The 1362-nt window shown below is 66.6% G+C and carries 1 protein-coding gene; it reads left to right on the top strand.

Annotation, left to right across the window (positions count from 1 at the left end; all coding sequences use genetic code 11):
- The coding region (gene tnpC / locus APY03_RS09690; RefSeq protein ID WP_068676229.1) for an IS66 family transposase at positions 1–1303 on the top strand (1303 nt) is incomplete at its 5' end.
- Positions 1304–1362: the final 59 nt, after the last annotated feature.

Below are 1362 nucleotides of genomic sequence, written 5' to 3' on the forward strand. Positions count from 1 at the left end.
GATCAAGCGGCTGGGCGTCGACGGTGATGCTGCCAGCGACAGGACTGGCAAGAAGACGCCGAAGCGGCAGGCACTGCCGCCGCACCTGCCGCGGCGCGACGTGCACCACGAGCCTGAGTCCACCGTATGCGGTTGCGGCTGCCAGATGCAGCGCATGGGCGAAGACGTGGCCGAGAAGCTCGACTACCAGCCCGGCGTCTTCACGGTGGAGCGCCACGTGCGCGGCAAGTGGGTCTGCCGCCACTGCGAGACGCTCGTGCAAGCTCCGGTGCCGGCGCATGTGATCGACAAGGGCATCCCCACCGCGGGCCTGCTGGCCCAGGTGCTGGTCGCCAAGTTCCTGGACCACTTGCCGCTGTACCGCCAGGAAGCGGTCTTCGAGCGCGCCGGCCACGTCATCGCCCGCTCGACGCTTGCCGCATGGGTGGGCGAGTGCGGCGCGCAGCTCCAACCGCTGGTGCAGGCGCTGGCCGACGAACTGCGGCGACACGCGGTGCTGCACGCCGACGAGACGCCGGTGGCGATGCTCAAGCCAGGCAACGGCAAGACGCACCGGGCCTACATGTGGTCTTACTGCACCCCGAGCAGCAACCCGACGAAGGCGGTGGTGTTCGAGTTCAGCGAGACCCGCAGCGGGGAGAACGTGCGAGAGTTCCTGCGGCTGGAAACCCCGATCGCCTGGAAGGGCACCCTGGTCACCGACGGGTTCAGCGGCTACCGAGCTTGCTTCGACAAGGGCGTGACCTCGGCGCAGTGCATGGCGCACGCCAGGAGGAAGTTCCACGAACTATGGGCCAACCACGGTAGTGAGGTGGGGCGCCAGGCACTGCGCTTCCATCAAAGCCTGTTCCGCATCGAGCGCGAAATCGAAAGCAAGACGGCCGAAGAGCGAAGACGAATACGGCAGCGCAAGTCGCGGCGGGTGCTTGCCGTGTTCCACCGCTGGCTGGTGGCGCAGCGTCAACTGGTGCCGCCGGGTTCCGCGACGATCAAGGCTATCGATTACAGCCTGAAGCGCTGGGGCGAGCTCACGCACTTCCTCGATGACGTCGACGTGCCGATCTCGAACAACTGGGTGGAGAACCACATCAGGCCGATTGCGCTGAGCAGATCGAACTGGCTGTTCGCCGGCAGCCTGCGCGCGGGCAAGCGGGCCGCGGCGATCATGAGCCTGCTGCACTCAGCACGTATCAACGGGCACGAGCCCTATGCATACCTCAAGGATGTGCTCGAGCGGCTGCCCACTCAACCGGCCAGCCGAATTGAAGACCTGCTGCCGCACCGCTGGAAGCCGACAGCCTGAGCGCATCGCCGCTACACGCTCGCCCGCTTGGCGGCAAGGTGACTTGGCCAGACGCATAC

Origin of the sequence: Variovorax sp. WDL1 (genome assembly GCF_001541225.1) — a bacterium.
In the GTDB taxonomy this organism is placed as follows: domain Bacteria; phylum Pseudomonadota; class Gammaproteobacteria; order Burkholderiales; family Burkholderiaceae_C; genus Variovorax.